Here is a 20903-nt window from a genome sequence, read left to right as displayed (position 1 = left end):
CCCTATCCAGGTCGACCGTGGTGCATCAGTGATCCGATTCGACAACGTCTCCAAGACCTACCCGAAGCAGAACCGTCCTGCACTCAGGGACGTCTCGCTCGAGATCGAGCGCGGCGAGTTCGTCTTCCTGGTGGGCTCCTCGGGCTCCGGCAAGTCCACCTTCCTGCGGCTGCTGCTGCGCGAGGAGCGGGCCAGCCATGGCCATGTGCACGTACTGGGCAAGGACCTCGGCAAGCTCTCCAACTGGAAGGTCCCGCAGATGCGGCGCCAGGTGGGGACGGTCTTCCAGGACTTCCGGCTGCTCCCCAACAAGACCGTCGGGGAGAACGTCGCCTTCGCCCTGGAGGTCATCGGCAAGCCCCGCGGCCAGATCCGCAAGACGGTCCCCGAGGTCCTCGAACTCGTCGGCCTCGGTGGCAAGGAGGACCGCATGCCGGGCGAGCTCTCCGGTGGTGAGCAGCAGCGCGTCGCCATCGCACGGGCCTTCGTCAACCGTCCGCTGCTGCTCATCGCGGACGAACCCACCGGCAACCTCGACCCGCAGACCTCGGTCGGCATCATGAAGCTGCTGGACCGGATCAACCGGACCGGAACGACGGTGGTCATGGCCACCCACGACCAGCAGATCGTCGACCAGATGCGCAAGCGGGTCATGGAACTAGAGAAGGGCCGGCTCGTACGCGACCAGTCGCGCGGCGTGTACGGCTACCAGCACTAAGCGTGTACGGCCCCCAGTACTGAAAGGACGCCATGCGCGCCCAGTTCGTCCTGTCGGAGATCGGCGTCGGTCTCCGCCGAAACCTCACGATGACCTTCGCCGTCATCGTCTCCGTAGCCCTCTCGCTCGGTCTGTTCGGCGCCTCGCTGCTGATGCGCGACCAGGTCAGCACCATGAAGGGCTACTGGTACGACAAGGTCAACGTCTCCATCTTCTTCTGCAACAAGAACGACGCCGAGACCGGCGCCAACTGCGCCAAGGGCGCGGCCACCCAGCAGCAGAAGGACGACATCAAGGCCGAGCTGGACCGGCTGCCGATCGTGCAGAACGTGCAGTACGAGTCCAGCGACCAGGCCTACAAGCACTACAAGGAGCAGTTCGGCGACACCCCCGTCGCCGGTCTGGTGACGCCCGACCAGCTTCCCGAGTCGTTCCGCGTCAAGCTGAAGGACCCCACGAAGTTCAAGGTCATCAAGTCGGCGTTCTCCGAGCGGCCCGGTGTCCAGGAGGTACAGGACCAACGCGACACCGTCGAGCCGCTGTTCAACCTCCTCAACGGCATGAACATCGCCGCGCTGTGCGTGATGGGCCTGATGCTCGTCGTTGCGCTGATGCTGATCGTCAACACCGTGCGGGTGTCGGCGTTCAGCCGCCGGCGGGAGACCGGCATCATGCGGCTGGTGGGGGCGTCCAGCTTCTACATCCAGATGCCGTTCATCCTGGAGGCCGCCATCGCGGGCCTGCTGGGCGCCGGATTCGCCTGTGTGCTGATCGTCGGCGGCAAGTACCTCCTCGTCAACAACTGGCTGGCGAAGAAGATCCAGGTGATCAACTTCATCGGCTGGGACTCGGTGGTCGCGGTGCTCCCGCTGGTCCTCCTGATCGGGCTGCTGATGCCCGCGCTCGCCGCGTTCTTCGCGCTGCGCAAGTACCTCAAGGTGTGAGCTTCGCCAAGGAGCGCCGTACGGTCAACTCGCCGTACGGCGCTCCTTCGTCCCCTAGACTCACCGGCATGTCGGGCCCGAGTTCGTACGACCGGCCCCGCCGCTACCGCCGCGGGGCGGCCCTGACGTTGTTCCTCGCCGGGGTACTCGCCACCGGCACGGTGACCGGCACCTGGAGCGACGAGGCCGAAGGCGCGGCGGGTCACGGCATCCCCCAGCGCTCGGCGTCCGGCGCGCGCCCCCCGGAGTCCGCCACCGCCGACCGCGCCGCCGTCGAGCGGGCCGCCACCGAAGCCATCGAGGACGGCAAGTCCGGTTCGCAGGCCGCCGCCGAGGTCGTCAGCCGTAGTGGCGACCGCTGGTCGACGATCTACACCGAGGGCCAGTTCGAGGACTTCCAGCAGCAGTTGGGCGGCGCCTACGTCGGCGTCGGCCTGTGGGTGCGCCAGCTGGCCGGCGGCCGCACCGAGGTCTCCCGGGTGCAGCCCGGCAGCCCCGCCGCCCGCGCCGGCATCGCCGTCCACGACCTGCTGCGCGCCATCGACGGTCGGACCACCCACGGGCAGCCGGTCACCGAGACAGTCGCCCGGCTCCGCGGCGACGCACCCAACGGCTCCCGGGCGGCCGCCGCCGGCGCCGGCACGCCCGTACGCCTCGACCTCCAGCGCGGCGCCCGGCGGTGGAGCCTCACCCTGCACCGCACCCGGCTGCGCACCCGGAACGTCACCGTCGACCGGCCGGCCGGCCCGCACGGCCCCACCCGCGTCAAGATCACCTCGTTCGCCAGGGGCACCGGCGCCGCGGTCCGCCGCGCGGTCCGCGGCGCCTCCCCGCACGGTGGCCTGCTGCTCGACCTGCGCGGCAATACGGGCGGCCTGGTCACCGAATCCGTCGGCACCGCCTCCGCCTTCCTCGACGGCGGCCTGGTCGCCACCTACGACGTACGGGGCAGCCAGCGCGCCCTGTACGCCGGGCGCGGCGGGAACACCCGCCTGCCGCTGGTCGTTCTCGTCGACGGCGGCACGATGAGCGCCGCCGAACTGCTGGCCGGCGCCCTCCAGGACCGCGGCCGGGCCATCGTCGTGGGCTCCCCGACCTTCGGCAAGGGCTCGGTGCAGATGCCCAGCCGGCTGCCCGACGGCTCGGTGGCCGAGCTCACCGTCGGCCACTACCGCACCCCCTCCGGGCGGACCGTCGACGACGCCGGCCTCACCCCCGACCTGGTCGTCGAGGACCATGCCGAGCGGCGGGCCCGCACGGTATTGAGTGGCCTCGGGACCGGCACGTAGTGCGAAAATGGCCGCACTATGGCTAAGCAAAAGGGCAAGGACAAGGAACCCGGGCGCAAGCTCGTGGCGCAGCACAAGAAGGCGCGGCACGACTACCACATTCTGGACACCTACGAGTGCGGGCTGGTTTTGACCGGCACCGAGGTGAAGTCACTGCGCCAGGGCCGGGCGTCATTGGTCGACGGATTCGTCCAGATCGACGGCAACGAGGCCTGGCTGCACAACGTACACATCCCGGAATACGCCCAGGGAACCTGGACGAATCACTCCGCCCGGCGCAAGCGGAAGCTGCTCATGCACCGCTTCGAGATCGACAAGCTGGAGTCCAAGAGCCAGGAGACCGGGCACACGATCGTGCCGCTGTCCCTGTATTTCAAGGACGGCCGGGCCAAGGTCGAGATCGCGCTGGCCAAGGGCAAGAAGGAGTACGACAAGCGGCAGACCCTCCGCGAGCAGCAGGACCGCCGCGAGGCGGACCGCGCGATCTCGGCGGCCCGCCGCCGTCAGCGCGCCTGATCACGGCCGGCCGACGGGCGCCACACCGCGAGCCGGCCGGGCCGGCGGGCGGGAGCGGGCCCGGCTTCCGGCCGGCGGGCCGGTACGGGGCGATGCGGGGCGATGCGGGGGCGGTCCCGGGCGGGCGGCGGCCCGCGGAATACGCTGGCCACCTCAGGCGTTGTTCACGTACGATGGGCTCGCATCCCACGGAGGGTGCGGGAACCACGGGCGCTCATGGTGTAGGCGCCCGAGGATCCATCTTGATAAATCAACATGGGGATGATCGGTTTCGACAGCGGATGTCGAAGCAGGGGAAGCGAGTCGAGGAAGCGGCCATGATCTCGTAAACCACAGGCCGAAACCAATAATCGCCAACACCAAGCGCGATTCCTTCGCCCTCGCTGCCTAAGTAGCGACTTGCGAAGTGTCAGCCCGGGGCTGTTCCCGACCCGGATCCTGGCATCAGCTAGGGGACTAAACTCCTGAACCCGGTCACGGGGTGCAGGAGGAAATCAAACAGTGACTGAGCCCGTCGGAGACTTGTTCGCGTGATCTCCGGGGCTGAGAAAATCGCAGCGAACTGCACTCGGAGAAGCCCTGATTCCGCACCGTTGGACGCGGGTTCGATTCCCGCCATCTCCACTCATCCCATGTAAAGCAGCTGCCCCGGCGGGTTTCCCGCCGGGGCAGCTGCTTTTTGTCCGCGCTCCTCGCACCTCTCTTGGACTTCGGCTTTCCTTCGGGTCTCCCTGTCGCCCTCAACCCTCGGTATGACAACCCTCGGGTCGATGCGCATGGACCCCGGGGTTGATGTGCATCCGCCCCGACTCCGTCACGCTGAGTGCATGAACACGAACACAGCACAGCATGCAACCTCAGTCCAGCTCCTGACCTCCGGCAACGGAAGAAGTGACGGCCGGCGTGACGGACTGGGTGACGGAATGAGTCGGGGACGGGGTGACGGAAGGAGTCAGGGACGGGGCGACGGGCCGGGTGCGCGCGGCGGCGGTCGACAGCGCAAGGACGACGGCCAGCCCGGCCGCCGCGGCCGGAACCCCGTACGCGACCCCGGCGCCCGTCACATGGTCCACGACCCAGCCCCCCACCGCCGAGCCGGCGGCGATACCCCCCAGCAGAGCCGTCACGGCGAGCGTCATCCCCTCATTCAACTGAGCCTCGGGAGTGCGGGATTGGACCAGTCCCATCCCCGTGACCATGGTCGGCGCGGTGGCCATCCCGGCGACCAGCAGTGCGGCGGCCAGCGCCCCCGGGCGCCCGGTCGACGCCGCGAGGAGGGGCAGCAGCATCAGCACGGCCATCGCCCCGACACATACCAGGAAGCGCCGCCCGCTCCGGCCCGTCGGCCGCAGCAGGCCGTACAGCAGCCCCGCTCCGCACGACCCGGCAGCCTGGAGGGCCAGCAGCCCGCCCGCCGCGGACCGCATGCCGAGACCGTCGGCGAAGGCCAAGGTCACGACCTCCATCGACCCGAAGACCGCGCCGGTGCACAGGAAGGCGCCGAGCAGCGGGGGAATGCCCCGCCGCCGCAGCGGGGAACGGACCCGGCCGGCGCGGCCGCCCGCCCGCCCGGCCGCCGGCGGTTCCGTACGGCGCTGGGCAGCGAAGAGCAGCACCCCGCTCAGCAGCAGCGCCGCGCCCACCGCCGTGCCCGCCTCGGGCGTGACTGTGGTGCAGAGCAGCGTCGCGAGCACCGGACCGAGCATGAAGCACAGTTCGTCCGCGGCCTGTTCGAAGGAATTGGCGGTGTGCCGGGCAGCCGGGTCCTCGCGGAAGAGGTGCGCCCAGCGCGCACGCGACATCCCTCCGGTGTTGGGGGTGGTGGCGGTCGCCGCGTAGGAGACGAACAGCGCCCAGTCGGGCGCACCGAAGCGGACACAGAGCAGCAGCGACAGCGACCCGAGCGCCGCCAGTACGGTGGCCGGCACGGCGATCCGTGCCTGGCCGTAACGGTCGACCATCCGGGCGGTCCACGGCCCGACCAGCGCGGTCGCCGCCAGCCCGGTCGCGGTGACGGCCCCGGCCAACGCATAGGAGCCACGCGAGCCGCTGATCATCAGGACGGCGCTGACGCTGAGCATGCCCATGGGCAGGCGCGCCAGCAGATTGGCGGCGGTGAACGCCCGCGCGCCGGGGACGGCAAAGATCCGCCGGTAGGGCGCGAAGAGCCGATAACGGCGAGGACGCCGGCGCGCAACCGGCCGTACGGGCGGAGCGGTCACCGGACGGGCAGCAAGGAAAAGGATCACGCTCTTACGATCCCGGGCCCGTCTGCTCCCCGTCCAACACCTGATCAGAGCCCATTCACGCGCTCACGATGTAGATCGCTGGATGGCTCACGAGGCAGAGACGCGGGTCTGCGCGGAGGTGGAACGAGCAGGGCGACGCCGAACGACGAGCCCACCAGCCGAGGGGCCGAGGGGCCGAGGAGCAGAGGAGTCGACGAGCAGAGGGCCGACGAGCCGAGGAGCCGACCCGACGCCGGGACGCGGGGACGCCGGGAAGCCGGTGCTTTGGGACTCCGGCGCTCTTTGGGACTCCGGTGCTTCGGGACTTCGGGACTCCGGAAGTTCGGGGATTCGAGGCTTCGGGCCTCCTCGATATTCCGGGCTACGGGGCCGGGGGCGCTGCAAGGATGGCCCGATGCCGTTCGATATCGATCCGCGACTGCTCCGGGCTTTCCTCGCCGTGGCCGAGGAACTGCACTTCACCCGTGCCGCGGCCCGGCTCTACGTGGCTCAGCAGGCCCTGAGCCGCGACATCCGGCGCCTGGAGCGCGAGGTGGGCACGTCCCTCTTCGTACGGACGACCCGCCAGGTCGCCCTCACGGCCGACGGCGAGCGGCTACTGCCGTACGCCCGCCGGGTGTTGAGCGCGTACGAGGACCTGGCGGCGGCCTTCCGGCCGGTGCCCGAGCGGCCGCTACTGGTCGATGTCCGGGCGCCGATCGGTACCGCGCACCGGGTGCTGGAGGACGCCAGGGGGCGGGTGCCGGACAGCTGCGAACTGGTGGCCCGCTTCCACAGCGGGCTGACGGGGGCGGCGGCCGAGCTGGCCGCCGGGCGGCTCGATGTCTCCTTCGGGCGCTATGCGGCCCTGCCGCCCACCGTCCGGTCCGGCCTGGCACACCAGCCGGTCCGTCTGGAGCCGATGGCGGTGCTGCTGCGGGAGGACCATCCCCTGGCGTCGCGGCCCGAGGTTCCGCTCGCGGAGCTGGCCGGCGAGACGCTCTACGCGGCCGCGGGGAATCCGCAGACCGCGGAATGGACGGACCTGGCGGCTCAGCTGTTCGCCGGGCGGGGCATCGCGATGGCCGAGCCGTTCCCGGAGATCGAGGGTTCGCAGGAGTTCATACGAGTGGTACGGAAGCGGGGGTGGTCGGTGCTGGCGAGCGTGGAGTTCATCGACGTACCGGGCATGGCGCTGCGCCCGGTCGTGGACCCCGTACCCCTGTCGCCGGTCTCGATGGTGTGGCGCCGCGACCTGCACCACCCCGGCCTGACCGCTCTGCGCACGGCAGCAAGCGAACTCACCAGGGGCAACGGCTGGTTGACCGTACCGAAGGGCGCCTGGCTCCCTCGGGAGGATGCCGATGCGACGGGTGTGGGTGCGGGTGTGGGCGGGGCTGCGGGTGTAGGCGCGAACGCGGGCGTGGGTGAGGGTGAGGGTGTGCGGGAGCAGCGGTAGGGCTGGCGTGCGGTCGCGCTAGGTGTGCGGAGTCCAGGAGGGCCCGGGTTCGGACTCGGCGCGGTGGCCGGCGGACGGGTGGCGGGCGCGCAGTGCTTCGGCGGCGGTCCGGCACGTTCCGCCGGCGAGGAGGTGGTCGAGGACGAGGGTGGCGGTCGCGTTCATCTGCCGGTAGCGGCCGGTGCGGGTGTTGAGCAGGACCGTGCCGTCGGCCGTGCGGGTGCTGCGGACGTGCGGGGCGCGGGCGAGGGACATGGGGTTCCTTGGACGGTCACGGGCTTCCTTGGACGGTCATGGGGTGGGGTTCCTTGAAGGGGCACGGGTTCCTTGGAGGGTCATGGGGTTTCTCGGGCCGGGATCGGCAGCGGCGGTGTGGGGTACGGCGGTGCGGGTCGGGAGGGCGCGGGGATGTCTGCCGGGGTGAGCCCGCGGAGCCAGTACTCGGTGGCGAGGGTGGGGTCGAGGGCGCGCAGGGCGTCGGTGTGCGGCTGGAGCGACGTCAGGTGGTGGCGGAGGACGGTGGGGCGGATCAGGCCGCGTTCGGCGAGGAGGGAGTCGTCGCAGAGCGCGGACAGGGCCCCGCGGTGGGTGCGCAGACCGGCGTAGACCTCGGCGCTGTGCTCGCCCTTCGTACCCCGGCCGAGCACCGCGTCGGGCACGATGCCGCGCAGCGCACGGGTCAGCAGCGGCTTGTACACGCCGGGCCGGGCGCGGTCGGCGAGGCGGAGGGTGAGCGCCGCGTCGATGACGGCGTTGTCGAGGAACGGCGCCTCGTAGCCGACGCCGTGCGGGGCGGTGAGCGTGACGGCGCCGCGGACGATCTCCCCCGCGCGGACGGCGGCCCGCACGATGTCGTGCTGGCAGCGCAGCGGTGCGTACGGTTCCGGGCCGTCGGCGGCGGCCTCGCGCAGCAGCCGGCGGACGGTGGCGACGGCGTCCGGATGCGCCCACGGCGGCAGGCTGGGCAGGACCTCCCAGTCGGCGCCGCAGGTCCGGGGATCGCCCCCGGCGGTCACCCGGGAGGCGCGGCCGGCCAGCCAGCGCGGATACGGGCGGCCGCCCAGCAGTGTGCGCAGGGTCTCGGAGGTCTTCCAGCGGCAGAGGTGGTGGGCCGTCCAGGCGCGCTGGGCGGCGGTGCGCAGGTCGCCGCGGGCAAGGGAGTTGAGGGCGGCCGGGCGGTGGGAGAACAGTTCGTCGCCGCCGACGCCGACGAGGTGCAGCCGGGAGCCGCGGGCGGCGACGAGCCCGGCCTGGTGGGCGATCCGGGCGGCCTCCCGGAAGAGGGCGAGCGGAGCGGCCGGGTCGGTGGCGGTGGGGTGCTGGGGGTCGTGCGGCGGGGTGTACCAGGTGGGGGCGTCGGCGTAGGGGAGGGAGAGGTGTTCGCCGGCGGCCTGGGGCTGTGAGCGCGGCGCCGAGCCGCTGCCTGTGCCCCTGCCGCTGCCCCTGCCCCTGCCCGCGCCCCTGATCCGGCTCGTGCCTGTGCCCGTGCCGCCGATCCTGCCCGTGCCCGTGCCGGCTCCGTTGGTCCTGGGGATGCCCGCCCAGCTGCGTTCGGTCTTGTTCTGGTCCTTGTTGTTCTGGTCGTTGCTCTTGCCCTTTTCCTTGGCGGTGCCGCGGTTCGAATCCCCGTCGGCGCTTCGGCCCCTGCTGTGACCGAGGCCCGGCCCTGGGCCGCGCCCTGAGCCTGGACCCCGACCCGGACCGGGACCGGGACCTGGAGCGGCTGACTGTTCGCGTTGGCGTTCGGCGGCGCTCAGGTAGGCGGCGCCGCGGGCGCTCCAGACGGTGTCGTCGTTGCCGGGGTCGCGGCACACCCAGGAGGTGGTGATCAGCCGGACGTTCTCCTGGGCGGCGAGGAAGCACAGGCCGGTGGAGTCGGTGCCGCCCGAGAGGTCGGCGCTGAGGGTGGGGCGGCACGTGAGCTTGCCCGTATCGGCCTGCTCGATCCGCTCGGACTGCCCGGCTCGACCGGCCGGCTCCGTCCGTTCGGTCTGCAATCGGGCTCGCTGTGTACGGGCCGCCACGGCGTCGCCGAGGGCCTGGCGTACGGTCTCCGCGGCGCGTTCCAGGGGGACGTCCGGCTCCGGTGGCTGCCACCAACGGGCGACGGTGGCCTGCCCGTTGGCGTCCACGGTGAGGTGGTGGCCCGGGGGGACGGCCGGCACCGCGCGCCACAGTGGGCGCAGGGCGAGCGGGAGCGGGGCGAACGGGAACAGCAGGCGCAGCGCCAGGGATTCCTCGTCGAGCAGGCCGGCGCCGGGGGCGCCGGGCGGCAGTCCGCCGGTGGCCGCGGTGCGGGCGAGCGTCGCCAGGTCCTGGGGCCGGTTGCCGCTGACGGTGATGCCGCCGATCCGGGCGTGATGGAGCTGGTGGACCGTGGCGAGGTCGCCCTGGCAGCGCAGGTCGGGGCCGATGGCGGCCAGAAGGGCGTAGCTGCCCGGGAGTTGGCGAGTGCGCCGGGCGATGCCGTCCAGGCCGTCGGGGCCGGGCAGCAGGCGGGCCAGGGTGTCCGGGCGGGCGGACGTGGTGCCGAGCAGCACGGCGCGGCGCGGGCCGGTCTCCGCCGTCAGGATCTGGTCTGCGGACCATCGCCCCGCGATCCAGGGGCGGCCCGAAGGGTGGCGGAGGATCTGTGCGGGCGGTCCGGCGGGCAGTTGCCGGCAGAGGACGTCGGTTGCGGGGTGGTCGGGGAAGACGAGGAAGTCCACGGGGATACCTCCCATTCCGGGGGCGGGGGCGGGCGGGGGACCGTTCACGCCATGTAGGGGGAGGAGCGTTTCCGGGCGACGGCCGGCTGGCAGTCCTGCTGGACCGGCTCACAGCCCTGCCGGACCGGTGCCCGCAGCTCTGACCGGCTCGTAGCTGTGCCAGCTCTGTCGGACCGGCTTGCAGCTCTGACCGGCTCACAGCTCTGTCGGGCCGGCTCATAACGCTGCCGGGCTGGCCGTCAGCCCTGCCGGACAGGGCCTCAGCTCTCCCGGACCGGGCCTCAGCTCTTCCCGGACCGGGCCTCAGCCTTGTCGGGCCGGCCCCCAGCGCTGCCGGTCTGGTTCCCAGCTCCGCCGGCCTGGCCCTCAGCTCTGCCAGGGCGACCCCCAGCTCTGCCAGGACGCCCCCCAGCCCCGTCGGGCCGGCCGTCAGCCCACTGCCCGGCCCCCAGTCCCCTGAGCCAGGGAACCCGCATCCGGCCGGGCTGCCGTTACGGGAACCCGAAGGCTGCCGTTACGGGAGCCCGAAGAAGGCACCCCAGCCGTCCCGGTAGAGGCCCGAGTACCCGAGCGTCAGCTTGGTGAAGTCGCCGACCTCGACGAGCTGCGGCGCCTCGTAGTCGGTGGTGAGGGCGTCGGCGACGGCCGGCACCGGCTGCATCTCCCGCACGTCCTGCACGTGCTGCATGTCCGGCACGTCCTGCATGGTTCGCTCCCTTCGCTCTTCTTTTGCCGGCGCACTCGCATCGCTATTCGTTTGCAACAGAATGTGCCTAAACGATTACTCACTGCGTTCGGCGAAAATGCTGGCAGTGTCCAGATCCCCTGCCATTGCCTCGAACGAGTGATGTCAGGGGGCGCGCGAGGCACTCGGATGTGGCGCTGTCCGGCGCACGCTCCCCGGCGTCCGTGGTCGCTCACGCACGGGCCCGGTGGCGCGTGAGCGCAAGGTTTCGCCGCGGTCACCTGCTGCCACGGTCCGGAAACCCGCCGTCCCTAGCTTCGAAGGGAGGACCCAACCCCTGGGAGGCGCGATGACGGCCGAGGCCGCGGCAGGCACCCGTAGTGACAGCAGTGACAGCAGCGACATCAGTGACGGCAGTAGCGAAATCAGCAGCGACATCGGCAGCGACAGCCCTGACGGCAACCGGACGGGCGGCCCCACCCCCGTCGGCCGGGCGCGCCGGGGTGGGCGGTGGATCGAGCGGTGGGAGCCCGAGGACGAGACGTTCTGGACGGAGACCGGGGCGCGGGTGGCCCGGCGGAACCTGGTCTTCTCCGTACTCTCCGAGCACATCGGCTTCTCCATCTGGAGCCTGTGGTCGGTGATGGTGCTGTTCATGGGGCCGGAGTACGGGATCGATCCGGCCGGGAAGTTCTTCCTGGTGGCGATGCCGACCATGGTGGGCGGGGTGCTGCGGGTGCCGTACACCTTCGCGGTGGCGCGGTTCGGCGGACGCAACTGGACGGTGATCAGCGCGACGATGCTGCTGGTGCCGGCGACGGTGGCCGCGCTGGTGATGGAGCCGGGCACCTCCTACAGCACGTTCCTGGTGGTCGCGGCGCTCGCGGGCGTCGGCGGCGGCAACTTCGCCTCCTCGATGACGAACATCAACTCCTTCTACCCCCTACGGAAGAAGGGCTGGGCGCTGGGCCTGAACGCCGGCGGCGGCAACATCGGTGTACCGGTGATCCAGCTGCTGGGGCTGCTGGTGATCGGTACGGCCGGGGCCGCGCAGCCGCGGCTGGTGCTCGCCGTCTACCTGCCGCTGATCGTGGTCGCGGCGGTGCTCGCGGCGCTGTTCATGGACAATCTGGCGCCGGTGCGGAACGACACCGGAGCGGCCCTGGACGCCGCCCGGGAGCCGCACACCTGGGTGATGTCGCTGCTCTACATCGGCACGTTCGGGTCGTTCATCGGCTACAGCTTCGCGTTCGGGCTGGTGCTGCAGAACCAGTTCGCGCGTACGCCCCTCCAGGCGGCGTCGCTGACGTTCATCGGGCCGCTGCTGGGGTCGCTGGTGCGGCCGGTCGGCGGCCGGCTGGCGGACCGGTTCGGCGGCGCCCGGATCACCCTGGGGAACTTCCTGGCGATGGCCCTGGCCACCGGGGTGGTCATCTACGCGTCGGTGGCGCGGTCGCTGCCGGTGTTCCTCTGCGGTTTCATCTCGCTGTTCGTGCTGACCGGGCTCGGCAACGGCTCCACGTACAAGATGATCCCGGGGATCTTCCAGGCGCTGGCGGTCCGGCGCGGACTGACCGGGGAGGCGGCCGAGGCCAGCGGGCGGCGGCTGTCGGGGGCGGCGATGGGGCTGATCGGCGCGGTCGGCGCGCTCGGCGGGCTGGCCATCAACCTCGCCTTCCGGCAGTCGTTCCTGGCCACCGGGTCGGGCACGCCGGCCTTCGTGTCGTTCCTGGTCTGCTATGCGGTGTGCACCGTGGTCACCTGGGCCGTATACCTGCGGCCGGCGGCGCGCGCACGGCGTACGGCACGGGCGGGCGCGGAGGCGGTGGCCGGGGACGCGGAGCGGCGGCCGATCTACGCCGAGGTGTGAGGCCGGCGTCAGGCCGACGTGAGGCCGGTGCGAGGCAGCTGTGGGGCAGCTGTGGGGCCGGTTGCCCGTGGTGGCCGCGCAGCGGCGTAACCCGGGGGAAATACTGGAGGACCGGGCCTGTCATGTGCTGTCGGCAGTCTGGACACCAAGGGACTTCCGGACCTCGACATCTTGATATCTCGGCATCTCGATATATCGGCCCCTCGGGACCATGGCGCCTCGGGAAACATGGCCCCTCGGGACCATGGCTCCTCGGGGCCCGGTTACCGGGTCCCAGGGGCCGGGGCCTGAGATCCGGTGACCCCGGCACCCCGGCACCCCGGACCCTGGGACCCGGGACCCCCGGATCCCGGAGCTTCCCCGTCGCGCGGGCCGCGGCGGCGGGGGAGCGTGAGGCAGTACAACCACTCTGGGCGGAGCGGGACGACCATGCACGATCAGCAGCAACAGGAGCACGGCGAGCGGGAGCCGCGGACGGTGCCCGGCCCTGGGCCGGCAGCGGGATCCCCGGGAGCACCGGCGCTCACGCGAGCCTCAGCGTCCCCGGAAACCCCTGAAGCCCCGGAAGCCCCGGCCACCGGGCGAGTAACCACCCCGGGATCCGTCCCGGGATCCGCCCCGGCACCCGCCCCGGGATCCGCCCCCGGATCCGGGCCGGCAACGGCGCCGGGCCCCGGTTCGACAGACGGATCAGGCCCCGAGCCGGCTCCTGGTACTCCCGCCGTGCGCCCGCTGGACGGGTTCACCGTCGGTGTGACCGCGGCCCGGCGGGCCGAGGAGCTGGGGGCTCTGCTGGAGCGGCGCGGCGCCCAGGTGCTGCACGCGCCCGCGCTGCGCATCGTGCCGCTGCCGGACGACACCGAACTGCTCGCCGTGACCCGCGCGTTGATCGGTCATGCCCCGGACATCGTCGTGGCCACTACGGCCATCGGGTTCCGCGGCTGGATCGAGGCCGCGGAGGGCTGGGGGCTGGGCGAGGCGCTGCTGGACCGGCTGACCGGCGTCGAACTGCTCGCGCGCGGCCCGAAGGTGCGCGGCGCCATCCGGGCCGCCGGGCTCACCGAGAAGTGGTCACCGGCCTCGGAGTCGATGGCCGAGGTGCTGGACCGGCTGCTGGCGGAGGGGGTGTCCGGGCGGAGGGTGGCCGTACAGCTGCACGGCGAGCCGCTGCCCGGGTTCGTGGAGGCGCTGCGGGCCGGCGGCGCGGAGGTGATCGGCGTGCCGGTGTACCGCTGGATGCCACCGGAGGACCTCGGTCCGGTCGACCGGCTGCTGGACGCGCTGACCGGCGGCGGCCTGGACGCGGTGACGTTCACCAGCGCACCCGCCGCCGCGTCGCTGCTGCGCCGGGCCGAGGAGCGCGGCATCCGCGAGGAGGTGCTGACGGCGCTGCGGCAGGGGGTGCTGCCCGTGTGTGTGGGGCCGGTGACCGCGCTGCCCCTGGAGGCGGAGGATGTGGCCACGCTCCAGCCGGAACGTTTCCGGCTGGGGCCGCTGGTGCAGCTGCTCTGCCGCGAACTGCCGGGCCGGACACGGCCGTTGCCGGTGGCTGGGCGGCGGCTGGAGATCCGCGGGCACGCGGTCGTGGTGGACGGTGTGCTGCGGCCGGTGCCGCCGGCCGGGATGGCGTTGCTGCGGGCACTGGCCCGCCGCCCCGGCTGGGTCGTCTCCCGCGCTGACCTGCTGCGGGTGCTGCCGGGCGCGGGGCGGGACGAGCACGCCGTGGAGACCGCGATGGCCCGGCTGCGGGTGGCGCTGGGCGCGCCGAAGCTGATCCAGACGGTCGTCAAGCGCGGCTACCGGCTGGCCTTGGACCCGCATGCGGACACGGACAAGTACGGCGGCACGTAACGGTGTTGACGGCGACGCGTACCCGGGCTGACCGCGGCGCGTACCCGGGCTGACCGCGGCGCGTACCCGGGCTGACGGCGGCGGGCAGCCGCGCTGTGACCGCGGCACGTACCGGGGTTGACCGCGGCGCGCAGCCGGTTCCCACGTCGACTCCTAGCCGGTTCCCACGTCGGCTCCTAACCGGTTCCCACGTCGGCTCCTAGCCAGTTCCCACGTCGACTCCTAGCCGATTCCACGGCGGCCAGCCGGGTGCACGGCGGCTCGTCACCGATTCCACGGCGGCTCACAGCGGGCCCACGGCGCTCGCAACCGTCTCCGCAGCGGGGGCGGAGTGAGGGGCCAGCTGCACGGCCAGCTGCACGGCCGGCCGCACGGCCAAGGCCGGCGAGCCATTACCGCCAACGTGGCCGAAAAAATTTCTCGTCGCCCATTGAGCACCCCGCCCGTCCCGTCCGTACTCCTCACCGCAAGTCCGATTCATGGCCAGGTCCCCGGCGATCTTGGGTGATCCGGGCTCTCGACCCGGGAGTTGGAGTGCGTAAGGATGCCGTCGTGGCAGACAGGACGACACCTGACGAGGAGCTCATGCGAGCCCTCTATGACGAGCACGCGGGCCCGCTCCTCGCCTTCGTCCTGCGGCTGGTGGCGGGCGACCGGCACCGTGCCGAGGACGTGGTCCAGGAGACGCTGGTGCGCGCCTGGCGCAATGCCGAGCAACTGCAGCGCGCCACCGGTTCGATCCGCCCCTGGCTGGTGACCGTCGCCCGGCGGATAGTGATCGACGGGTACCGGAGCCGGAAGGCCAGACCCCAAGAGGTCGATGCGACACCCCTGGAGACGATGCCGGCCGCCGACGTGATCGACCGGGCGCTGCGCACCATGACCATCTCCGAGGCGCTGAGCGATCTGAGCCAGGCCCACCGAGAGGCCCTCGTGGAGACGTACTTCAAGGAGCGTACGGTCAACGAGGCAGCGGAGGTGCTGCGCGTACCCGCAGGGACCGTGCGGTCCCGGGTCTTCTACGCGCTGCGCTCCCTGAAGCTCTCGCTCGAGGAACGAGGAGTGACGGAGTGATCCCGCCCACGCAGCCGGACCGGCACAGCGACGTCGGCGCCTATGCGCTGGGTGTCCTGGACGCCGCCGACGCCGAACGGTTCGAGGTGCATCTCGTCGGCTGTGACCGGTGCGCGGCCGAACTCGAGGAACTGATGGGCCTGACTCCGGTGCTGGCCGAGTTCAAGGAGTCCGCCCCCACCCCGGACACGCTCACCGCCGTTCCCGGCCCCCGGCTCCTCGGCGGGCTGCTCGACGAGGTCGCCGTCACCCGCCGCGGCCGGGCCCGCCGCCGGCTGTTCCTGGTCGCCGCGGCCGTCGTGCTGATCGCCGGCGGGCCGCTGGCCGCCGTCTCCGTCGTCAAGGGCGGTACGGACCAGCCGCCGACGGCGGCGCCCCCGCTGGCGAACGCGGTCCGCGCCCAGTACGCCGACGGTGAGCAGGTGCACTCCGTCGACCCGGTCACCAAGGTCTCCGCGGGCGTCTCCATGGCGGCCCGCCCCTGGGGCACCCAGGTCGTCCTCCAGCTCGCCCACGTCAAGGGCCCGCTCAGCTGCTCCCTGGTCGCGGTCGGCAAGGACGGCCGCCGGCAGACCGTCACCACCTGGGCGGTCCCCGAGGGCGGCTACGGCATCCCCGGGAGCGCGGCCAAGTGGAACCGCGAGCCCCTGTACGCGGCGGGCGGCGCCGCACTCAACCGGAACGAGATCGACCACTTCGAGATCAGCACCCTGGAGGGCAGAAAGCTGGCCACGGTGAAGGCGTGAGCCGCGGGGAGCGGACGCACCGGGCCGACGGACCGGGCGTCCGAGAGACCGGTGTGAAGGCCGGCGCCCCCCGCCAGCGAGCCCCCGGGCCACCTCCGGTGACCGTCCAGGACGCCCCAAGTAACGGTCTGCATCAACATCCGACCAAATCCGCCCGGATTTGTCCTTCTCACCAGGTGCGCACGGTGCCCGGTTCGCGTACGGTTGACGGCTGCCCTACGCACAGCAGAAGGGGGCCTGGGTGGCCGCGCACAACGCCACGCACGCACCGGACCACGCCTCGGAATCGGTTCGCGCCCGCGAGCTCGAGGCCGAGCAGACGCACCTGGACCGCGTCTACCGGCGCCTCGAGGAGAAGATCCACGAGGCGGAGTTCCTCATGGACGACGCCGCCAAGCGCGGCCAGGTCGGCACGCCCGGCGCGCTCGCCGAGCGGGACGCCCAGGTCTTCCAGGCCGGTGTCCACCTCCACCGGCTCAACTCCGAGTACGAGGACTTCCTCTTCGGGCGGATCGACCTGCTCCTCGGCAAGGACGGCAAGAAGGGGCCGGACGGCGCCTACACCTCCGTCGAGCCCGCCGAGGGCGCGATCGTCAACAACCGTGCCGAGATCGCCGAGACGCTGCACATCGGCCGGCTCGGCGTCCTCGACGCGGACTACTCCCCGCTGGTCATCGACTGGCGGGCACCGGCCGCCGCGCCCTTCTACCGCGCCACCCCGGTGGCGCCCGGCCGGGTCGTCCGCCGCCGGGTGATCCGCTCCAAGGGCCGCAAGGTGCTCGGCGTCGAGGACGACCTGATGCGCCCGGAGATCACCGCCACCCTGGACGGCGAGGAGCTCCCGGCGATCGGTGACGGCGCGCTGATGGCCGCCCTCGGCCGGGCCCGCAGCCACACCATGCGGGACATCGTCGCCTCCATCCAGGCCGAGCAGGACATGGTGATCCGGGCGCCCGCCGCCTCCGTCACCGAGGTCGAGGGCGGGCCGGGCACCGGCAAGACCGCGGTCGCCCTGCACCGCGCCGCCTACCTCCTCTACCAGGACCGCCGCCGCTACGCCGGCGGCATCCTGATCGTCTCCCCGACGCCCCTGCTGGTCGCCTACACCGAGGGCGTGCTGCCGTCGCTCGGCGAGGAGGGCCAGGTCGCCATCCGGGCGCTCGGCTCGCTCGTCGACGGCGCCGAGGCGACCGCGTACGACCCGCCGGCGGTGGCCCGGGTCAAGGGCTCGTCGCGGATGCAGAAGCTGCTGCGCAAGGCCGCCCGGGCTGCCCTGGAGCTGTCCCCGGGCGGCGCCGCGCCCGCGCGGGGGCCGGCGGGCCAGCTCGCGTTCGGTGACGACGAGGAGACCGTGCCGGCGGTACGCACCGACCGGCTCCGGGTCGTCGCCTTCGGCTCCCGCATCGAGCTGGACGCCGACGAGCTGCGCGCCGTCCGGCAGTCCGCGCTGGGCGGTACCGCGCCGGTCAACCTGCTGCGCCCGCGGGCCCGCCGGCTGATCCTGGACGCCCTGTGGGCCAAGTCGGGCGCCGGCCGCCGGTACACCGACCCCGAGCTCGCCGCCGAGGCCCGTGAGGGCTTCGACGAGGACCTCACCACCGAGACCTCCTTCCAGGAGTTCCTGGACGCCTGGTGGCCCGAGCTGACCCCGCGCGGGGTGCTCGCCGCGATGGCCGACGAGAAGCTGCTGGGCCGCTGGGCGCGCCGCGTCCTCAACCCGCGCGAGGCACGCCAACTGGCCCGTTCGCTGGGGCGGTTGGACGCCTCGGGCCACGGTCCGCTCTCGGTGCACGACGTCGCCCTGCTGGACGAGCTGCAGCAGATCCTCGGCGCCCCGATGCGCCCGGCCCGGCCGCGCGAGGCCGACCCGCTGGAGCATCTGACCGGGCTGGAGGAGCTGACGACGTACGCGGACCGCAACGGCGGCGGCCGCGGCCGGCGCGAGCGCCTGGAGGAGGAGCGCACCGACTACGCCCATGTGATCGTCGACGAGGCGCAGGACCTGACGCCGATGCAGTGGCGGATGGTCGGCCGGCGCGGCCGGCACGCCACCTGGACCGTGGTCGGCGACCCGGCGCAGTCCTCGTGGTCCGACCCGGACGAGGCGGCCGCCGCCCGCGACGAGGCGCTCGGCACCCGCCCGCGCCGCCGCTTCACCCTCACCGTCAACTACCGCAACCCGGCGGAGATCGCCGAGCTGGCCGCGAAGGTGCTGGCGCTGGCGATGCCCGGTATGCAGTCCCCGAAGGCGGTCCGCTCGACGGGGCTCACGCCGCGCTTCGCGGTCGTCGGGGACGGTGCCGGGCCCGCCGACGGGGCCGCGCTGGCCGCCGCGACGGTGGCGGAGGCCGAGCGGCTGCTGGGCGAGGTGGACGGCACGGTCGGTGTCGTGGTGGCGATGCACCGCCGCGAGCAGGCCCGCCGCTGGCTGGCCCCGCTCGGTGACCGGGTGGTGGCGCTGGGCTCCCTGGAGGCCAAGGGCCTGGAGTACGACGCCACTCTGGTGGTGTCGCCGGCCGAGATCGCCGACGAGTCCCCGGCCGGACTGCGGGTGCTGTACGTGGCGCTGACCCGGGCCACCCAGCAGCTGACCGTGCTCTCCGCCGGGCGTGACGAGCCGGACGCGGCCGGGGTGCCCGACCTGCTGCGGGACTGAGCCCGGACGAGCCCGTACGGGGGGACCTGAAATCCGTCCCCCACGACGGGATTCGCTTCCGGAGCGGGTTTGTTAGCCTGGGTGACGGCACCGGCCCGATCCAAGCCCCCGGGCCCAACCATCGTCGCTACGAGCGACCACTTGCCGCGAGGCGAGCATGGCGGGTCGGTGTCACTTACTTGCGGGGCCCACGTCACGACGTGACGTGGGCCTCTTTGCTTGCCTGATCATTTCTCGTATGGTGGAAGACGATTTCCGAAGTCGCCGCCTGCTGGTGAACACAACGTTCACAATCCCGGGCGGCTACCGCGTACTCCGTGGTAGGTGCGACGATCGGACGGCACAACGCTGTGACACGCAGCGATACACAGCGAAACGGTGAAAGCAGAGGAAGTCGGCCATGGCAACGGCGCCCAGCGTCTCCTACTCGATGACGGTCCGGCTGGAGGTGCCCGCGAGCGGAACCGCGGTCTCCCAGCTCACCACGGCCGTGGAGTCCTCCGGCGGGTCGGTCACCGGCCTCGACGTCACCGCGTCCGGCCACGAGAAGCTCCGGATCGACGTCACCATCGCCGCGACCTCCACCGCGCACGCGAACGAGATCGTCGAGAAGCTGCGCGGCATCGAGGGCGTCTCGCTCGGCAAGGTGTCCGACCGTACGTTCCTGATGCACCTCGGCGGCAAGATCGAGATGTCGTCGAAGCACCCGATCCGCAACCGCGACGACCTCTCCATGGTCTACACCCCCGGCGTCGCCCGGGTCTGCCAGGCCATCGCCGACAACCCCGAGGACGCCCGCCGGCTGACGATCAAGCGCAACAGCGTCGCGGTCGTCACGGACGGCTCCGCGGTCCTGGGTCTGGGCAACATCGGCCCGAAGGCCGCACTGCCCGTCATGGAGGGCAAGGCGGCCCTCTTCAAGCGCTTCGCCGGCATCGACGCCTGGCCGCTGTGCCTGGACACCCAGGACACCGACGCCATCGTGGAGATCGTCAAGGCCATCGCCCCCGGCTTCGCCGGCATCAACCTGGAGGACATCTCCGCGCCCCGCTGCTTCGAGATCGAGGCGCGGCTGCGCGAGGCGCTGGACATCCCGGTCTTCCACGACGACCAGCACGGCACCGCCATCGTGGTGCTCGCCGCGCTCACCAACGCACTGCGCGTCGTCGGCAAGAAGATCGAGGACGTCCGGGTCGTGATGTCCGGCGCCGGCGCGGCCGGCACCGCCATCCTCAAGCTGCTGCTGGCCGCCGGCCTCGGGCACGCCGTCGTCGCCGACATCCACGGCGTGGTGCACGCCGGCCGCCCGGACCTGGTCGACGCCGACCCGGACTCGGCGCTGCGCTGGATCGCCGACAACACCAACCCCGAGGGCGTCACCGGCACCCTCAAGGAGGCCGTGGTCGACGCGGACGTCTTCATCGGCGTCTCGGCGCCCAACGTCCTCGACGGCGACGACGTGGCGAGGATGGCCGAGGGCGCGATCGTCTTCGCGCTCGCGAACCCCGACCCCGAGGTCGACCCGGCGATCGCCCGGCAGACCGCCGCCGTCGTGGCCACCGGCCGCTCCGACTTCCCCAACCAGATCAACAACGTCCTGGTGTTCCCCGGCGTATTCCGCGGGCTGCTGGACGCCCACTCCCGTACGGTGAACACCGAGATGATGCTGGCCGCGGCCCGCGCCCTCGCGGACGTCGTCCTGGAGGACGAGGTCAACCCGAACTACATCATTCCCAGCGTCTTCAACGAGAAGGTCGCGGGCGCGGTGGCCGGTGCGGTGCGGGAGGCGGCCAAGGGCAGTGACCCGGCTGTGACGACTGCCACGGCGGTCTGACACGGCGCGTCGCGGGACACGCCGTCACAACGGTCCCCATAGGGTGGCGGGCAGCAATGGCCGCCATCCTGTGGATCCGGTCCGGAGCGGACGATGCGGAACGTCACCACCGTGTGGCAGTGGCGCTTTTCGTGTGACCCGCCAGGGCGCCGGATTGGCTTTACTGCCGCAGGTAGGGGCAGGATGCGTATTCGGGCGCGAGGGTCTGGCAGGCAGACCCGGGTCCGGGGACTGTCCGAGGACCCTGGCAGCATCGGCTTCGCTGTGCCCAACATGCGGCCCAGCCGCGTGGCACGCCTCATTGGCAAGAAGAACACGGGAGTAC

Annotated in this window: 15 protein-coding genes and 1 other RNA gene; 12 read left to right on the top strand and 4 right to left on the bottom strand. The window is 72.2% G+C overall.

The annotated features are described in order from the left end of the window. The first annotated feature begins 28 nt into the window (after positions 1-28). The 5 genes from ftsE to ssrA all read left to right on the top strand — a co-directional run bounded on the left by ftsE (position 29) and on the right by ssrA (position 4094). Positions 29-718 carry a cell division ATP-binding protein FtsE gene (gene ftsE / locus ACFV1J_RS18765; RefSeq protein ID WP_030414554.1) on the top strand — a complete coding sequence of 230 codons (690 nt, stop codon included), beginning with the start codon at positions 29-31 and terminating at the stop codon, positions 716-718. Between the two features lie 32 nt (positions 719-750). Next, positions 751-1662, top strand: a complete 912-nt coding sequence (gene ftsX / locus ACFV1J_RS18760) for a permease-like cell division protein FtsX (RefSeq protein ID WP_385859424.1) — start codon at positions 751-753, stop codon at positions 1660-1662. Between the two features lie 68 nt (positions 1663-1730). Further along, complete coding sequence (locus ACFV1J_RS18755; RefSeq protein ID WP_385859422.1) at positions 1731-2951, top strand: S41 family peptidase; 1221 nt, start codon at positions 1731-1733, stop codon at positions 2949-2951. Between the two features lie 18 nt (positions 2952-2969). Then, positions 2970-3467: an SsrA-binding protein SmpB gene (gene smpB, locus ACFV1J_RS18750; RefSeq protein ID WP_385859420.1), complete on the top strand. Its 498-nt coding sequence runs from the start codon at positions 2970-2972 to the stop codon at positions 3465-3467. A 257-nt stretch (positions 3468-3724) separates the two neighbouring features. Continuing rightward, positions 3725-4094: a transfer-messenger RNA gene (ssrA, locus tag ACFV1J_RS18745) on the top strand. A 230-nt stretch (positions 4095-4324) separates the two neighbouring features. Here the strand turns inward: ssrA and ACFV1J_RS18740 are convergent. Beyond that, a complete protein-coding gene (locus tag ACFV1J_RS18740) occupies positions 4325-5716 on the bottom strand; it encodes an MFS transporter (RefSeq protein WP_385859418.1) in 1392 nt (463 codons plus the stop codon). Positions 5717-6110: 394 nt separating this feature from the next. Between ACFV1J_RS18740 and ACFV1J_RS18735 the strand changes: the two genes are divergently transcribed. Continuing rightward, the gene (locus ACFV1J_RS18735) at positions 6111-7154 is read left to right on the top strand and encodes a LysR family transcriptional regulator (protein ID WP_385859417.1); all 1044 of its coding nucleotides are present in this window, start codon (positions 6111-6113) and stop codon (positions 7152-7154) included. An 18-nt stretch (positions 7155-7172) separates the two neighbouring features. On the opposite strand, the gene ACFV1J_RS18730 is transcribed toward ACFV1J_RS18735, so the two are convergent. The 3 genes from ACFV1J_RS18730 to ACFV1J_RS18720 all read right to left on the bottom strand — a co-directional run bounded on the left by ACFV1J_RS18730 (position 7173) and on the right by ACFV1J_RS18720 (position 10568). Next, the gene (locus tag ACFV1J_RS18730) at positions 7173-7409 is read right to left on the bottom strand and encodes a PqqD family peptide modification chaperone (protein ID WP_385859415.1); all 237 of its coding nucleotides are present in this window, start codon (positions 7407-7409) and stop codon (positions 7173-7175) included. Between the two features lie 80 nt (positions 7410-7489). Then, positions 7490-9862: an asparagine synthase-related protein gene (locus ACFV1J_RS18725; RefSeq protein WP_385859414.1), complete on the bottom strand. Its 2373-nt coding sequence runs from the start codon at positions 9860-9862 to the stop codon at positions 7490-7492. Positions 9863-10376: 514 nt separating this feature from the next. Beyond that, complete coding sequence (locus ACFV1J_RS18720; RefSeq protein WP_385859412.1) at positions 10377-10568, bottom strand: lasso RiPP family leader peptide-containing protein; 192 nt, start codon at positions 10566-10568, stop codon at positions 10377-10379. A 328-nt stretch (positions 10569-10896) separates the two neighbouring features. Between ACFV1J_RS18720 and ACFV1J_RS18715 the strand changes: the two genes are divergently transcribed. The 6 genes from ACFV1J_RS18715 to ACFV1J_RS18690 all read left to right on the top strand — a co-directional run bounded on the left by ACFV1J_RS18715 (position 10897) and on the right by ACFV1J_RS18690 (position 20578). Continuing rightward, on the top strand, positions 10897-12417 hold the full coding sequence (locus ACFV1J_RS18715) for a nitrate/nitrite transporter (RefSeq protein ID WP_385859409.1): 1521 nt from the start codon (positions 10897-10899) through the stop codon (positions 12415-12417). Between the two features lie 723 nt (positions 12418-13140). Next, entirely contained in the window at positions 13141-14268 is a 1128-nt protein-coding gene (locus ACFV1J_RS18710) for a uroporphyrinogen-III synthase (protein WP_385859407.1), read from the top strand. Positions 14269-14802: 534 nt separating this feature from the next. Then, the gene (locus ACFV1J_RS18705) at positions 14803-15342 is read left to right on the top strand and encodes a sigma-70 family RNA polymerase sigma factor (RefSeq protein ID WP_385859405.1); all 540 of its coding nucleotides are present in this window, start codon (positions 14803-14805) and stop codon (positions 15340-15342) included. Next, positions 15339-16088 (top strand): anti-sigma factor family protein, encoded by a 750-nt coding sequence (locus ACFV1J_RS18700; protein ID WP_385859403.1) that lies wholly within the window; start codon positions 15339-15341, stop codon positions 16086-16088. Before ACFV1J_RS18705 ends, ACFV1J_RS18700 begins: the two co-directional genes overlap by 4 nt. A gap of 241 nt (positions 16089-16329) precedes the next feature. Beyond that, the gene (locus ACFV1J_RS18695) at positions 16330-18744 is read left to right on the top strand and encodes a HelD family protein (RefSeq protein WP_385859401.1); all 2415 of its coding nucleotides are present in this window, start codon (positions 16330-16332) and stop codon (positions 18742-18744) included. A gap of 400 nt (positions 18745-19144) precedes the next feature. After that, positions 19145-20578, top strand: a complete 1434-nt coding sequence (locus ACFV1J_RS18690) for an NAD-dependent malic enzyme (protein WP_385859399.1) — start codon at positions 19145-19147, stop codon at positions 20576-20578. Positions 20579-20903: the final 325 nt, after the last annotated feature.

Source organism: Streptomyces sp. NPDC059649, from assembly GCF_042734445.1.
In the GTDB taxonomy this organism is placed as follows: Bacteria; Actinomycetota; Actinomycetes; order Streptomycetales; family Streptomycetaceae; genus Streptomyces.
This window is presented reverse-complemented; position numbering and strand designations above follow the sequence as displayed.

Coding starts and splice junctions, on each gene's coding strand:
- ftsX (WP_385859424.1), top strand. CDS start 751: ATGCGCGCCCAGTTCGTCCTGTCGGAGATCGGCGTCGGTCTCCGCCGA.
- ACFV1J_RS18755 (WP_385859422.1), top strand. CDS start 1,731: ATGTCGGGCCCGAGTTCGTACGACCGGCCCCGCCGCTACCGCCGCGGG.
- smpB (WP_385859420.1), top strand. CDS start 2,970: ATGGCTAAGCAAAAGGGCAAGGACAAGGAACCCGGGCGCAAGCTCGTG.
- ACFV1J_RS18735 (WP_385859417.1), top strand. CDS start 6,111: ATGCCGTTCGATATCGATCCGCGACTGCTCCGGGCTTTCCTCGCCGTG.
- ACFV1J_RS18730 (WP_385859415.1), bottom strand. CDS start 7,409: ATGTCCCTCGCCCGCGCCCCGCACGTCCGCAGCACCCGCACGGCCGAC.
- ACFV1J_RS18720 (WP_385859412.1), bottom strand. CDS start 10,568: ATGCAGGACGTGCCGGACATGCAGCACGTGCAGGACGTGCGGGAGATG.
- ACFV1J_RS18715 (WP_385859409.1), top strand. CDS start 10,897: ATGACGGCCGAGGCCGCGGCAGGCACCCGTAGTGACAGCAGTGACAGC.
- ACFV1J_RS18690 (WP_385859399.1), top strand. CDS start 19,145: ATGGCAACGGCGCCCAGCGTCTCCTACTCGATGACGGTCCGGCTGGAG.